This window comes from Synechococcus sp. R55.7 (genome assembly GCF_047461955.1).
Lineage (GTDB): Bacteria > Cyanobacteriota > Cyanobacteriia > Thermostichales > Thermostichaceae > Thermostichus.
Genome location: NZ_JANSIC010000024.1, coordinates 1 through 14,230, shown reverse-complemented (window position 1 = coordinate 14,230; position 14,230 = coordinate 1). Strand labels below are relative to the sequence as shown.

12 protein-coding genes are annotated in these 14,230 nt (G+C 59.1%); 6 read left to right on the top strand and 6 right to left on the bottom strand.

Going from position 1 to position 14,230, the window contains the following annotated elements; genetic code table 11:
* Positions 1–126: 126 nt before the first annotated feature.
* The 3 genes from NW820_RS02390 to NW820_RS02380 all read right to left on the bottom strand — a co-directional run bounded on the left by NW820_RS02390 (position 127) and on the right by NW820_RS02380 (position 2,292).
* Complete coding sequence (locus tag NW820_RS02390) at positions 127–285, bottom strand: hypothetical protein (RefSeq protein WP_414329361.1); 159 nt, start codon at positions 283–285, stop codon at positions 127–129.
* Between the two features lie 825 nt (positions 286–1,110).
* Complete coding sequence (locus NW820_RS02385) at positions 1,111–1,866, bottom strand: precorrin-2 C(20)-methyltransferase (RefSeq protein WP_414406588.1); 756 nt, start codon at positions 1,864–1,866, stop codon at positions 1,111–1,113.
* 12 nt (positions 1,867–1,878) lie between these two features.
* Positions 1,879–2,292: an STAS domain-containing protein gene (locus NW820_RS02380; RefSeq protein WP_011433770.1), complete on the bottom strand. Its 414-nt coding sequence runs from the start codon at positions 2,290–2,292 to the stop codon at positions 1,879–1,881.
* 296 nt (positions 2,293–2,588) lie between these two features.
* Between NW820_RS02380 and NW820_RS02375 the strand changes: the two genes are divergently transcribed.
* Positions 2,589–7,421 carry a translocation/assembly module TamB domain-containing protein gene (locus NW820_RS02375; RefSeq protein WP_414406587.1) on the top strand — a complete coding sequence of 1,611 codons (4,833 nt, stop codon included), beginning with the start codon at positions 2,589–2,591 and terminating at the stop codon, positions 7,419–7,421.
* Positions 7,422–7,501: 80 nt separating this feature from the next.
* On the opposite strand, the gene NW820_RS02370 is transcribed toward NW820_RS02375, so the two are convergent.
* Positions 7,502–7,804: a Mo-dependent nitrogenase C-terminal domain-containing protein gene (locus NW820_RS02370; protein WP_414406586.1), complete on the bottom strand. Its 303-nt coding sequence runs from the start codon at positions 7,802–7,804 to the stop codon at positions 7,502–7,504.
* Positions 7,805–8,456: 652 nt separating this feature from the next.
* On the opposite strand from NW820_RS02370, the gene bchB reads away from it, so the two are divergent.
* From bchB to coaD, 4 genes are all read left to right on the top strand, one after another.
* Entirely contained in the window at positions 8,457–9,989 is a 1,533-nt protein-coding gene (gene bchB, locus NW820_RS02365) for a ferredoxin:protochlorophyllide reductase (ATP-dependent) subunit B (protein ID WP_414406585.1), read from the top strand.
* 54 nt (positions 9,990–10,043) lie between these two features.
* Complete coding sequence (galE, locus tag NW820_RS02360) at positions 10,044–11,048, top strand: UDP-glucose 4-epimerase GalE (RefSeq protein ID WP_414406584.1); 1,005 nt, start codon at positions 10,044–10,046, stop codon at positions 11,046–11,048.
* A gap of 66 nt (positions 11,049–11,114) precedes the next feature.
* Positions 11,115–11,450 (top strand): divalent-cation tolerance protein CutA, encoded by a 336-nt coding sequence (gene cutA, locus NW820_RS02355; RefSeq protein WP_414330961.1) that lies wholly within the window; start codon positions 11,115–11,117, stop codon positions 11,448–11,450.
* Positions 11,451–11,470: 20 nt separating this feature from the next.
* The gene (coaD, locus tag NW820_RS02350; RefSeq protein ID WP_011433776.1) at positions 11,471–11,950 is read left to right on the top strand and encodes a pantetheine-phosphate adenylyltransferase; all 480 of its coding nucleotides are present in this window, start codon (positions 11,471–11,473) and stop codon (positions 11,948–11,950) included.
* Positions 11,951–11,979: 29 nt separating this feature from the next.
* Here the strand turns inward: coaD and NW820_RS02345 are convergent, their stop codons facing one another.
* Entirely contained in the window at positions 11,980–12,339 is a 360-nt protein-coding gene (locus tag NW820_RS02345; protein WP_011433777.1) for a pentapeptide repeat-containing protein, read from the bottom strand.
* 487 nt (positions 12,340–12,826) lie between these two features.
* On the opposite strand from NW820_RS02345, the gene NW820_RS02340 reads away from it, so the two are divergent.
* The gene (locus NW820_RS02340) at positions 12,827–13,939 is read left to right on the top strand and encodes an ATP-dependent 6-phosphofructokinase (RefSeq protein WP_414332294.1); all 1,113 of its coding nucleotides are present in this window, start codon (positions 12,827–12,829) and stop codon (positions 13,937–13,939) included.
* On the opposite strand, the gene NW820_RS02335 is transcribed toward NW820_RS02340, so the two are convergent.
* A partial coding sequence (locus tag NW820_RS02335) for an AtzH-like domain-containing protein (RefSeq protein ID WP_414406583.1) occupies positions 13,891–14,230 on the bottom strand: 340 nt, incomplete at its 5' end. The genes NW820_RS02340 and NW820_RS02335 overlap by 49 nt on opposite strands.

Below are 14,230 nucleotides of genomic sequence, written 5' to 3'. Positions count from 1 at the left end.
ATCCAAGACTTAACTAAGACTTATTCAGTTGTCTTAACTTGTAGCTTTTTTTTCCAATTTCTAGGTTTTTCCAATTTCTAGGCCAGCGCCAGTGGCCGCTCCGACACCAGAATCCGACTCTGAGGTTTACGATGAGATCTCCAGATCGCTAAAATGGCAGGCTGAGCCGTTGATGCGATAGATATCATCCGTGATGGGCTGGTAACCCACTTCCACCAGATCGGACTTGGCAGGAGCAAATATGCGGATAATTGCTCTAGCAATCTTTGAGAGAAAGGTAAACATAGCAACCTCCTGAAAGTGAGAGTGAAACTATGAACTGAGAGAACCTCGAATTGCTAAAGCCCGCAGTCCTTGTCCCACTGAGCGCTGGTTCCGACTCGCAGAGCTTGCAGGTTGAGAGCACCTGAACCTGATCACCGATTTTCCCACCCTGACTCGCTCATGAATGGAGACTCAAAATAGCCGGCTGAGCTTGTTGATCTGGCAAAACCACTTTTATTTGAGGATTATTTGAGGAACACCTAGAGCGCTCTCTCACTTTCCCAGTGGCTTGTGCAGCAAGCCCAACTGCTATCTGCCTAACTCCCTTGTTCTGCTTTGAGGAAAACCTGTCGTAGGTACCAGGTGCTCTGCTGAGCGAGACAACCACTTCTCAGGAGAGTCTGCCGAAGCAACGGATCGGAAGCTTGGATCAAAGCGTTGACCGACAGAGAATTTTGGACTTGAATTTTGGATTTGATTCAATCGAGAAGCGGTGCCTCGCATTTGAGATGGGGATGAGATATTATCCTCCTCGCCTGAATCACTACATTCATAATCTAACCTATAGCCGATCTCTCCACCAAGGGCGGCAACCATTCTTAACAGGCTGGATCATTCCTTTAACTTGGTCTTTTCATCTCTTTTTGGTTCAGGTCAATGAGGGATCCCAGCATTCTGGATTCGGATTCCTCAGCCTCTTTCCGTCACAGGACACCTGATTTTTTGGGGAAACAAGCTGGCTCGGCGCGAGCCTTGAGATAAACAGAAATAAACGCAAAAAAACAACGACCAACCCCTGCTTCGGGCTTAATCGCCGGAAGGAACTCATTCCCTATCCTAGAAAACTCATTCCAGCTGTAGCTCGTTTTCCAGGTTAAGAGAATCTTGATTTCGGGGCCGAGAACGCAGGATCAGCAGGGAAAAGTAGGGGGGCTGGTAGTCGGCCAGTCCTTCCAGGGTGGGGAAGAGGGTTTGCTGGGGCCAGCCGGCCCAGACCACCAAGCTGGCTTGTTGCAGCCAACCTCTTTCGGCCAGCCACTGCCAAACCTGAGGGTAGACAGAGGCCACTTTCATGAGGACGACTACCTCAGCCCAGGCACAAGCCTGCTCCAGTTCCGAGAGGGCAAACAGAGCCGGTAAAATCGCCAATTTCTCGGAGCCGAGCACCAAGGGGGATCCCAGGGCAGCAGCAGCGGCTAAGGGAGAGCACACCCCCGGTATGGCCTGGATGGGCAAGGCGGGGATCCGCTGCCGCAGGGCTTGGGCCACGTAGGCAAAGGTGCTGTAGAGGCCCACGTCTCCCTCACAGATAAAGGCGACATCTTCTCCCCTTTCTAGGAGTGGGGCCAGTTGCTGGGCAGCCACTCGCCAGGCAGCTTGCAGGACTTCCGGCTGGGTGACAAAGGGCAGGCGAAGCGGCAAGAGGGTTTGTTCCGGTCGCAGCCAAGGGCGCACAATCTGATAGGCCAGGCCCGGCTGGCCGGCGGCATTTTGGGGACAGGCCACCCAGTTGACCGTGCTGAGGATGCGGGCTGCTTTGACCGTGATCCAGTCGGGATCCCCTGCTCCAGCACTGATCCCCCAAAAGGTTCCCAGACCCATACTTATTACGTATCAGGCGGTCTCTGTACTGCCCGTACTTCCTTCCTTCAGGCGATCCAAGGCTTCCTGCAAGGAGTTGCGCAAAGATAGGAACTTCTCCAGGCGCACCAGTTTCACCGTTTGGGTAATGCGGGGGTTGCTCACCACCTGAAAGATACCTGCGCGGCCCTGCACCAGCTTGGCCAATTGCACCAGGGCGCCGACGCCAGAGCTGTCGATGAAGTCGATCCCTGTCAAATCCAGGATCAGGTTAGGGGATCCCTCTTCCAGGTATTTGGTGACCACCTTAACAAAGACCGGCTCGGAAAAGGCATCCAGAAGGCCAGTCAGGTGAAAGACCTGGCAGTTTTCCAGCGCCTCGCGGCTGCCGCGCAAGCTGACCGTCAGAGATAGGGGTTCCGGAATGGCTCTTCTCCTTTCAACCATCTCGACAGAAGGGAACACCTGAGAGAGGCCCCAGGGTGGGTTCAATCTCGGGTGTGGAGATAGCTTAGCATCCCCGTTCTCCGCGGGAGACGGTATTTTTCCGCGGGGTCTTCGGGGGAATTACGCCTGGGAGCAGGGATCTCTTCTTTCTGTTCCCTCGTGGCAAGCCAGGAGTCCTTGGGTAGGATGGGGGCAACTGTGCCGGCAAGGTCGGCCCGCAGTGCACGAATGGCTTTTGGGAGCCTGTCAGGTTTTTAAGGGGTAGGCGGTTGGGAGAGGATCACCAAGATCCAAAGATGCAGCAGCAACGATTCAACCTTTCCCCCATCACTCTAGCTGGGGTGGGTTTGGGCTTGACGGCTGCCGCCTTTGGTGCCGCCTGGGGAACAGGGATCTACCTTCAAGATCACGTGCTGCCGCAGGTGGAAGCAACCCTCTCGCAAGCGATGCGCCGGCGCGTGGAATTGGGGGAGGTGAGGTTTCTGGCCCCCTGGCAGGTGAGCTTGGGAGAAAGCCGCGTTGAGCATTTGGCCAGTATCGGCTCCATCGACCTCAGCCCTGATTTCTGGACTTGGCTGCAGACGGGTCAGTGGGTGCTGAATGTTACCCTAAACCAGCCGCAACTGCTGCTGATGGAAACGCTGGATCGCGGCTGGGCGGATGTGCAGTTTCAACTGCCCGAAGGGGAGGGATCCCTGCCCTTGCATGGGCTGAACATCCGTTTGCGCCAGGGATCCCTGACGGCCATCCCTTTGGTGGGGGAGCGACGCCAGTTTGATCGGCTGCAGGGCCAGGTGCAGGTGTGGCTGACTCACAATGCCCCGCCAGGAGAGGAGGATCTTTTCGGGGGGCGGGCCAGTTTCCAGGCGACGGCACGGTTGCTCCCTCGGGAGGGGGAGGGGGGGTACCCCCTGCAGCTCAGGGGGGTGGCGGATTTTGCCCAGGCTTCCGGTTCGGTGACGCTTTCTGCGGCTCGTCTGCCTTTGGATCTCTTGCCCAGTGTGGTGCCGGCGGCCCCTTTTGCGGAGGTGCAGGGGGAAACTGGCTTGGATCTCCAGGTGCTCTGGCGGCGGGATCAACCGCTGGAGTTGACGGGGCAGGCCCAGGTTCAACAGGCTCGGCTGGATCTGGAGAGGTTGCCCCATCCTTTTGAAGAGGTGAAGGGCTCCGTTCGCTTTACCTTGCAGGGGTTGGAGCTGGAGGGGGTGAGCGGTCGCTTTGGTCAGCTTTCCTTTGCCGAGCTAAAAGGCCCGGTGGTCTGGGAGCAAGGACAGGGGTTTGGTTTGCAGGCGGAACTGGTGCCGGCCAGTCTTCAACAGATCCAAGAGACGTTTGCCTTTGGCCTGCCGGTGGCGGTGGAGGGGGTGGTAGGGGGATCCGTAGCGGTCACTGGAGCCTTGGATCAGCCGCAGATCCGGGGACAGTTGCGGGGGCTTTCGCCGGGGCAGGTGGATCGCCTGCCGGTGTCGGAGTATGCCTTTGGCTTCCACTTTGCGGATCAAACCTTGGCCTTGGAAGCAATTGACCTCAAGACTGCAGGGGGTCGCATCCAAGGCTCCGGCCAGCTGCAATGGGCTGCCGGCTTGGCAGGCCAGTTCGATCTTCAAGTCAGCGGAGCCGACGTGGAGCAGGTGCTGGCCCTTTACGGCCTCAACCTGCCCCGCCGGGGCGCTCTTCCTTGGGTGGGGCCGGTTTCCGCTCAAGTGCAGGTGGCGCTGACGGGATCCCAACCTCAGGTAGAGGCCACCTGGGCAACCCAAGGGGGAGAGATTGCCGGAAGAGGGCAGCTGCAGGTTTTGCCGGAGGGTCGGGACTGGGTGGTGCAGGTGCCGCAGGCGGTGCTGGACGTGGGCGGAGGCCGGGTGGCGGTGGCGGGGCGGTGGGCGGGGGGACAGCTCCAGACGCAGTTGGCTCCTCAGGAGGTGCCGCTGGCCTTTTTCAACCCCCAATGGCCGGGATCCCTCTCTGGCGAGCTGACGGCGCAGCTGGACAGGGCGGCGGCAGCAGAAGTGGGCTTCCTGGGGGCGTTGCGGGCGCAAGGGTCGCTGGCTTTGTTGCAGCCTTTGGGAGCGAGGGGACGGCAGTGGGTTGAGGGCATCCGCGGCCAGGTGACTTGGGAGGGATCCGGACTGCATATCCAGGAGGCGGAGGTGTTGGCAGGTGGCACTCGCCTGGCCAGGGTCGAAGGGCAGATCCCCTTGGATCCCCAGACGCTGCAGGTGGGATCCCTGGATCTGAGCTTTACCACCGACGGGATTACGCTGGCAGAAGTACCCGGCCTGCCGCCGCTGGTGAAAGGAGTGCTGCAGGGATCCGGCCAGATCCGCGGACCTCTGGACACCTTGCAGGTGACTGGCAAGGCGCAGTTGCGGGGCTTGCAGGTGGGAGATGTGGCCTTTGAAGACTTGGCCGGGCCCTTTCAGGGGTCTGTTCAGGGGACGGAAGTGGATCTGCGGGGGAAGCGGGATCGACTGGCGCTGCAGTTGGATCCCCAGTTTCAGCCTTTGCAGTTTCAGGTGCAGCGGGGCGAGGCGGAAATTCGCGGCCAACGCCGGCAAGAGGAGCTCCAGGTGGCAGTGAACCAGTTGCCTCTGGCTTTGCTGGGGGGGGTGGCTGCCGGGCCGTGGGCCAGTCTGCAGGGAACCCTCGAGGGGGAGGTGGCAGTTGACCTGGCAAGCGGCGCCGCCCAAGGACGGGCTGCGGTGGCGGATCTGCAGTTGGGAGGGATCGAAGTACGGGGCTTTTCGGTGGATTTCGACTACCACGCTGGTAATGGTTCTCCTCGCCTAGAGATCGCCCAAGCTCAACTGGATTTGTTTGAGAGCACCTACACCGCTAGCGGCACCCTGGAGCTGCCGGCGGATCCCCTCCAGGGCGGTTTGGAGTCTACTCCAGAGGTTTCCGTTCCTCAAATTAACCTAGAGATCAGCACCCGCCAGGGCCGCCTGGAAGACATCGTCTCTGCCTTTAAGTGGCGGCAGTGGCAAGACATCACCACTCGCGGCTTCCGGCGGCCCCCCTTGGGCCCTGCCTCGGCGTTAAAGACCGACCCGGTTGGTTTGCCCAACCATCCTCTCCTGGAGCAGCTGGAGTACTATGCCCAGATCTTGGCCGTCCACCTGGAGACCTTGGCCAGCCGCATGGATCCGCTGTTCGCGTCAGCGGTGCGGAGCACTTTCCCGCCGCCCACAAGTCTGCGAGGGGAATTCCAAGCCAGCGTTAGCCTGGTCGGCAGCCTCAACCGGCCTAGCGTCAGCTTTTACCTTGAGGGCCAGAATTGGCAGGCAGAGGAGTTTGGCATCGAAAGCCTTACTGCCAGGGGCAGCCTGGCTGGAGATGCAGTGGTGTTGGAGCCGCTGCGGTTGCGCAGTGGCGAACGTCAAGCCCTTTTTGTGGGCAAGCTGGGCCTAGAGGAACAGTCGGGATCCTTGCAAATCCAAGGATTGCCTCTGGCTTTGCTGGACCGCTTCCTGCCAGAGGAGCTGGAGCTGCAGGGGGATCTCAACCTGGACGTGGAGCTGGCCGGCAACCTGCGGGATCCCCATGCCCGCGGATCCCTGACAGTGGTCAACGCCCAGATCAACCAGGTGCCGCTGCGGGAGGTGGGAGGACAATTTGACTACCAGCGGGGGCAGCTGCGCCTGGACGGCGCCCTGCTGGCCAATGGTGACGAACCCATTCGCCTCTTTGGCCTGGTGCCCTACACCCTGCCCTTTGCCGAGGTGCGGGCCGAATCCGACCAGATCGACCTCACCCTGCAAGCCAAGCATGGCGGTCTGCGCCTGATCAACCTCTTCACCGACCAGGTGCGCTGGGAAGGCGGCCAAAGCCAACTGGAGCTGGCCATCCGCGGCACCTTGCGAGAGCCCAGCCTGCAGGGGAACTTGAGCGTCAACTCGGGGATCCTCAAGCTGGCAGCCCTGCCGGAGCCCATTACCGACCTCACAGGCCAGATCGCCTTTAACCTCAATCAGCTGCAAGTCCAGGAGCTGCGGGGACAGTTGGGGGGTGGATCCCTTTTGGCTGAAGGCTTTTTGCCCGTCAACTCTCGCGGTGCCCTGCAGATGGACGAAACCTCGCCACCCTTAACTCTGCAACTCCAAGGGATCCAGCTCAACCTGCCCAACCTCTACACTGGCCATCTGGACGGCGAGGTGGCTGTCAGAGGGCTGCTTCTGCAACCTTTGCTCGAGGGGCGGCTGGAGGTTTCTCAAGGGATCGTGGATGTCAGCCCCCGCCGGGCAGAACCTGAGGCCGCAACAGCTGCCGCCGGCTCGACTTCGCCGGATCCCTTCTGGCAGCCGCGGCTCAACGGACTGGAGCTGGTCTTGGGGCCAGGGATCCGCGTGCAGCGTCCCAATCTGTTTGAATTCAATGCTGCCGGCACCTTGCGCCTGTTTGGCACTCCCCAGGATCTGCGCCCAGCGGGCACCATTGCCCTAGAGCGAGGCCGCATCAACCTGCCCCTTGCCAACTTTCGCCTGGATCGCTCCCGCTCCAATACCGCCACTTTTGACCTAGACAACCCCTTCGATCCCTTCCTGAACCTGCGCTTGATGACCCAGGCCATCGAGGTCTATCGCTTTCCCCAAGAGCTCTCCCCCTTTGACACCAACCGCAACCTGCCGGGATCCCAGCAGAGCATCGAGATTTTCGCCACGGTCAACGGGCGGGCCAGCCAGCTGGCTGAGGCGGATCCCCGCAACGGGGTTCTGGCCCTTTCCAGCAGCCCCAGCCGCTCCCCCGAAGAGATCGTCGCCCTCCTGGGAGGCACAGCTCTGGCCCGCCTCAACCCCGAAGCGGGAGTGGCCGGCCTGGCCGGAACTGCCTTGCTCAACGATGTGCTGGACACGCTGCGGGACACCCTGGGCCTAGACGAGGTGCGCATTAGCCCCGTCCCCCAGGTCGATACCCGCGCTGCCAACCGCTCCTCGATAGGGCTAGCGCTGGAGGTGGCCCGCGATCTGGGGCCAGCCACTTCCATCTCGGTGCAGCGCAACCTAACGGATCCCTTTCAGCCCACCCGCTACAGCGCCCGCTACCGCCTCAACGAGCAAACCCTCACCCGCGCCAGCACCGACCTCGAGGGCAACAATGTCATTTCCATCGAGTTTGAGACCCGCTTCTAATGGGATCCGCTCCGGAGTTTGGCAGCAGGCTTTGGATGGCCAGGGATCCCTTGAAAAAAGATTTAGTGGAAAAAGCTGCCTTACAGGTAACGGCTAATGTCTTCTCCTCGCTCCGCCAAAAACGACAAGGCCCGGAAGCGCAGCCCTGCCACCTGGTCGTAGAGGGGGTTAAGTTTGCACATGGGCGGAATATGCATCACCTTATGGCCAAACAGCACCACATCTCGCTCGAAGGGACAGCGGGCCGGGATCCACTGGCAAAGGAAATGGGCCAAGCGGGGATCGCGGATGCTGAAGTTATCGATAGCCGATTGGATGGGTCGCAATGGAGCCTGCAACCAGTCGCGCAGGTGAGTTGTAGGTTTGAAGTGCACAGAAGTCATGGAACCAGGCAGCTCCTGAGGAGCTTTGCGAGCACGTTGCCAAGAAATCGTTGTGGAACCCATAAGCTTTCACCTCAACCTTTGAAGAAGCAGCAGCCTTTGGTCGGTTACGGCGCGCAAAATTACTAGCCATCGACAATTCTCTGTGTCGAGCTTGTATTCAGGGAAACATCAGCCATCTCTCTTCCCTCTGTTAGTCTGCCTTCTCCAACGGAAAGCTTGCTTCTGTAAACAAGAATCTCTGCTCAATGTTGTAGAGCTACATGTTTTGTCTCCAAAAGTTAACATGTAACGAAAACTACAAAAACTCCTCTGCTCTTGCCTGCTAGCCGATTCACCTGTCACGATCCCTGAGGTTCCTCAGCTTGAACTTTGGGGCCAGATGGGTATCCATCGCCCCTATTTCTAGGATGGAACAAGCCCTTTGGGCGGAGTAGAGGGATCCCCGTAATCACACTTGCCTTGGCAGGGTTGTTTTTCTTTTGATCGAGTTTGGCTTGGGAGCGTCTCGGTTGGGAGTTACGGAGGATAACAGCCAAGGGATGCCGGCTGCTGAGCGTTCTACAATGCCAGGAGAGATTCCCAGCGGGTGCACATCCGGCGGTGGGTTGGGATCCTTGATTTTGTCTCTGGCTTTCTTGAGAGGCTGCCCATGAAATTGGCCTATTGGATGTACGCTGGCCCTGCCCATATCGGCACGCTGCGGGTGGCCAGCTCCTTCAAAAACGTTCACAGCATCATGCACGCTCCTCTGGGAGACGACTATTTCAACGTGATGCGTTCCATGTTGGAGCGAGAGCGGGATTTTACTCCGGTAACCACCAGCGTCGTTGACCGGCAGGTGTTGGCGCGGGGATCCGACGAAAAGGTGATTCGCAACATCGTCCGCAAAGACGGCGAGGAGCAGCCGGATCTGATCGTCGTCACCCCCACCTGCACTTCCAGCATTTTGCAGGAAGATCTGCATCACTTTGTCCGGCAGGCCCAGTTGGCCAGTCGCTGCGATGTGGTGCTGGCAGATGTCAACCACTACCGGGTTAACGAATTGCAGGCAGCGGATCGCACCCTGCAGCAGATTGTGGAGTTCTATATCACCAAAGCTCGCAAAAGCGGGGAGTTAGACGGCCTGCCCCAAAAGACGGAGCGGCCTTCCTGTAACATCCTTGGCATTTCCACCCTAGGGTTTCACAATGCCCATGATCTGCGGGAGCTGAAGGTGCTGCTGCGGGATCTGGGGATCCAGCTCAACCTGGTGATCCCGCAAGGGGCCAGTGTCCACGATCTCAAACACCTGGGGCGGGCTTGGTTTAATGTGGTGCCCTACCGGGAGCTGGGGCCGATGACAGCTCGCTATCTGCAGCAGGAATTCGGCACGCCTTCCATCGAGATCACCCCGATGGGGGTGGTGGAAACGGCCCGCTTCATCCGCCAGATCCAGCAGATCCTAAACGAGCAAGGGATCCCTGTCGATTATGAAGCCTACATCCAGGAGCAAACGCTGCACATTTCCCAAGCGGCCTGGTTTTCCCGCTCCATCGACTGCCAAAACCTAACCGGCAAAAAAGCGGTGGTCTTCGGGGATTCCACCCACGCGGCGGCCATCACCAAAATCCTGGCCCGCGAGATGGGGATCCACGTGGTGTGGGCGGGCAGCTATTGCACCTACGATGGGGAGTGGTTCCAGGCAGAGGTGGGAGGGTATTGCGATCAGATCTTGATGACGGAGGATCACACCCGCGTGGCGGACGCCATTGCCCAGGCGGAACCTGCTGCGATTTTCGGCACCCAGATGGAGCGGCATGTGGGCAAACGGCTGCGGATCCCTTGTGGGGTCATCTCGGCCCCCATCCACGTGCAGGATTTCCCTATCGGCTACCGGCCCTTTTTGGGCTACGAGGGCGCCAACCAAATTGTGGACTTGATCTACAACTCCTTTACCCTGGGCATGGAAGATCACCTGTTGGAGATCTTCGGTGGCCACGACACCAAGGAGGTGATTCACAAGAGCCTGAGCGCCGATTCCGACCTCATCTGGACGCGGGAAGCCCAGGCGGAGCTGAACAAGGTGCCCGGCTTTGTGCGCGGCAAGGTTAAACGCAACACCGAAAAATTTGCCCGCGAACGAGGCTTGACCGAGATCGGTGTGGAGGTCATGTACGCCGCCAAAGAAGCTTTTGGAGCTTGAAGGGATCCCGTTGACAACCTTTACCCTGGGTGCGATCCCTATCTAAGCTGGCGTATGCGTCTCCTGGTTACCGGCGGGGCGGGCTACATCGGCAGCCACACTTGCAAAGCTCTGGCGGCCTCTGGCCATCTCCCCATTGCTTACGACAACTTGGTTTACGGGCACCCCTGGGCAGTTCGCTGGGGGCCGTTGGAGATTGGGGATCTCGCCGACCGGAAGCGGCTTGATCAAGTCATCCAACACTATCGCCCGGAAGGGGTGATCCACTTTGCTGCCTATGCCTATGTGGGCGAGTCGGTCAAGGATCCCGGCAAATACTACCGCAACAATGTGGCCGGATCCCTGAGTTTGTTGGAGGCCATGCGGGATCACGGGATCCCTTACATAGTGTTCTCCAGCACCTGTGCCACTTATGGGGTGCCAGAGCGGATCCCTATTCCCGAAAGTCATCCGCAACGTCCCATCAACCCCTACGGCCAGAGCAAGCTGATGGTGGAGCAGATCTTGCGAGATTTCCAGGTTGCCCACGGGATCCGATCCATTAGCCTGCGCTACTTCAATGCCGCCGGAGCCGATCCCGATGGTGAAATTGGGGAGGCCCACGACCCGGAAACCCACTTGATCCCCTTGGTGTTGGAGGTCGCCGGAGGCCAACGTCCCCACATCACGGTCTTTGGAGAGGACTACGATACCCCCGATGGCACCTGTATCCGAGACTACATCCATGTCACCGACCTGGCTCAAGCCCACGTGTTGGCGGTAGAAGCGCTGGCCTCTGGCCGACCCGTACCAGCAGCCTACAACCTGGGCAATGGCCAAGGCTTTTCCGTCAAAGAGGTCATTGCCACCGCAGCAGCCGTGACCGGAAAGCGGATCCCGGTGCAAATGGGAGCGCGCCGCCCTGGGGATCCCCCGCGCTTGGTGGGCGATGCCGGTGCCATCTTTCGGGATCTCAACTGGAAACCTCTCTACACCGACTTGGCCGAGATCATTCAAACTGCCTGGCGCTGGCACCAGAAGCGACCCTACTTTGGGAAAGCCAAGCCCTCGGTGAGCTAGGAACGCCTAGCCCGGCGGGCGATAGGATAGGGAGAAACCGCCCGGCTAACAACTTCCCCGCCCCGCATGGACGACAAGATCACACCCGATACCCTCGCGGTTGTCATGACCACGGTGGGATCCGAAACCGAGGCCCATCGCTTGGCTCATACCTTGGTGGCCGAACGTTATGTGGCCTGTGCCCAGGTCTTGCCCGGGATCACGTCCTACTATCGCTGGCAGGGATCCCTGCAGACCGATGCCGAGTTCCTCATCCTGCTCAAATTGCCCGCAACTGCCTACCCCCGCCTGGAACAACGGCTGCGAGAGCTGCACCCCTACGCTGAGCCCGAGATCCTGGCTCTGGCAGCCACTCAAGTGAGCACAACCTATTTGGCTTGGGCCCGAGACCAGGTAGGGTGAGGAATAGCACGAGGTTGGCCATGATCGCCCTCTACCCCGGCAGCTTTGACCCCATTACCCTTGGACATCTCGATGTTATCGAGCGGGCCAGCCGTCTTTTTTCCAAGGTAATCGTCGCCGTCTTGAAAAACCCCAACAAAACCCCTCTGTTCAGCCCCGAGCAGCGGCAAGCCCAGATTAGCCTGTCCACGGCCCATCTCAAAAATGTTGAGGTTGATACGTTTTCAGGTCTGACGGTGGCCTATGCCCGCCAACGGGGGGCAAAGGTGATCGTGCGCGGCTTGCGAGTTTTGTCGGACTTCGATGTGGAGCTGCAAATGGCCCACACCAACAAGCTGCTGGCTCCCGAACTGGAAACCTTGTTCCTTGCCACCGCCAGCGAGCACAGTTTTGTCAGCAGCAGCCTGGTGAAGGAGGTCGCCAAGCTGGGCGGCCCCATCGATCATCTGGTGCCCGCTCCGGTGATTCGAGATTTGCGGGAGCGCTTTCCCTTGGCCTGAGGGCTCAGGGATCCCCTCTCCTTCCCCAATCAAAATTCAAAGGGCTGCATCCCTGCCGTCACCGGATCAAACCCCACCGGGAAGCAGGTGCTGTGATTGTAGAGGGATCCCCTCAAATTGGCCCCTTCCAAGCAGGCTCCCTCAAGGTCGGCATAGCGCAGGTCGGCACAGCGCAGATCAGCCTTCGCCAGATTGCTGCCCCGCAGGTTGGCGTAGCGCAGGTTAGCCCCATGCAAATCGGATCCCTCGAGATTGGCCCCTCGCAGATCGGCCCCCCTCAAGAAGGCATACTCCAAGCAGGACTGGGGAAAATGGCGCTCTCCCCGCTGGTAGCGGCTGAGCAACTCTGAGGCCCCTTGTAGAGCACACTGGGCAATGGTTTGAGTCATGGTACTGCTCCCAAATCAGACTGGATGCCTTATCTCTATCCTCATCCCTATCATCGGGTTGGCCGGGTTTTGATCATCCCTGCTTAACAAATGATTTCAGTTTTTGAGTGGATTGTTGCCCCCAAGTTTTTTTGGAAAGATCTATCCTCAGAGATATAGAAGTCTTTCCTAATCGGCAGCTTGTGCGGCAATGTTTCTTAATTCTTTTTGTGAAGGATGCTTAACGGCTGGGCTTGATCGCCAACCCCAAACCCCACCGGGAACGCAAGCTGACCTGATCTTGCTGGGCTGTATGGATCCCTCAATTTCTTCTTTTTCAGCACTCCCCCAACCAGAAGGTGTTTCTCCAGAGCTGATTGAACCAAGATAATTGGGATAATGATCGACTGGATCACATCCGTAGTTTGCGATTGAGTAGGGATTCTCTGCAAGCGATATAGACCCTTATCTCTGTTCAGGATGTTCACCTTTCTTTAACTAGAGCTCTATGCCCAAACGTAAGCGAATCGGGATCCTCACCAGCGGCGGCGATTGTGGCGGCCTCAACGCTGTGATTCGAGCAGTGGTGCGGCGGGCCCGCGACTACGATATGGAAGTTTATGGCATCAAAGATGCGACGGCAGGACTCATGGCTCGACCGGTGGAGGCGGAGCTGCTGGATGTGAAGCGGGTTTCCGGCATTTTGCGCTACGGCGGCACCATCTTGGGCACCGTGAACAAAGGCAACCCCTTCGCCTACCCTATGCCCGATGGCAGCTTGGTGGATCGCTCGGCAGAGGTAATCACCGGCTACCACCGGCTTGGGTTGGATGCCCTCATTGGGGTGGGTGGGGATGGCAGCTTGGCCATTCTCCGGCAACTGGCCCTGCAGGGGGATTGGAACTTTGTCGGGATCCCCAAGACCATCGACAACGATGTCGGTGCCACCGAGTATTCGGTGGGGTTCAACACAGCTCTGAGCGTGGCTGTGGAAGCCCTAGATCAGCTCACCTACACGGCCATCAGCCACAGCCGAGTCATGGTCATGGAGGTGATGGGGCGGGATGCTGGCCACATTGCCATCAGCGCTGGCATTGCCGGGGGGGCGCATGTGATTTTGATCCCGGAAATTCCCTACAAGCTGGAGAATGTCTGCAAAAGAATCCGCGACCGCAAAGAGCGAGGCAATAACTTCAGCATTGTGGTGGTGGCAGAGGCGGTTCGCACCGAGTCGGGGGAGCCGGTGACCCACACCAACAGCCTGGGGCAGTCTCTCTACGGCGGCATTGGCCATTACATCGGCAATGAGATCGCCCTGCGCACCGGCATCGAGACGCGGGTTATGGTTTTGGGCCACCTGCAGCGGGGAGGTACGCCCTCTCCTCTGGATCGCCTGCTGGGAGCAGCCTTTGGGGTGGCTGCTGTGGACTTGATCGCCCAAGGCAAATACGACCGCATGGTGGCCTGGCAAAATCGGCGGGTGGTGGATGTGCCCCTGGCAGAGGCCATCTCCCAGTATCGGCGGGTGGAGGTGGATGGGGCTTTGATCGCCACAGCCATTGGCTTGAATACCTATGTGGGCGAGGTGGATCCGCAGCTTTTGCGCAGCATTTCCCCCTGATCTTCCGGCAAAAACGACACGTGGGCAGAGACAATCTTCCAGCCGATATCGGGGAACCTGTACCCCATCTGGCTTTGGCGGCCCAAGCGAGGGATCCCGTTCACCGGACGGCGAAACTCTAAGGTGACCGAGCCGCAATCTTCCCCAAAGGTGACCACCTGCAAACGCAGCATCTCGCGGGCCAAATTCGTGGGAGGGCGCTGTTGGCGAAAAGCCTTGATCTCCTCTCCCCCGTAGAGATTTTCCCCCACCCCAAAGCGCACCACCTGGGGGCCATCCCAAAACAGGCGG